This window comes from Aquirufa beregesia (genome assembly GCF_011090385.1).
Lineage (GTDB): Bacteria > Bacteroidota > Bacteroidia > Cytophagales > Spirosomataceae > Aquirufa > Aquirufa beregesia.
This window is the reverse complement of the sequence record NZ_SEWW01000061.1, coordinates 1-255: the sequence shown is the minus strand read 5'-3', so window position 1 is coordinate 255 and position 255 is coordinate 1. Positions and strand designations below refer to the sequence as shown.

Here is a 255-nt window from a genome sequence, read left to right as displayed (position 1 = left end):
TGCCAATGAATTACAGCGGCGCTATGGAATTAAAGGTTCAACCACGATTGCTTGTTGGGCAAGAAAAAGTGGTAATTTTAATCTCATACCAAAAACTATTCGTGTGGAAACTCCCCAAGAAAAAGATAAAATCGCTGCTTTAAAGCTAGAAATAAAGCGCTTAAAGATGTCTATTGCAGACATTGTCACCGACCGAGTTATTGCGGAAAGCACCTTAGAGGTTATTTGTGAACAACAAGGATTGGATATTGAAGA

General features: G+C 38.4%; 1 protein-coding gene. It reads left to right on the top strand.

Going from position 1 to position 255, the window contains the following annotated elements; translation table 11 throughout:
* Positions 1–255 (top strand): hypothetical protein (locus EWU23_RS14485; protein WP_205753201.1); only part of this gene is annotated, 255 nt, incomplete at both ends.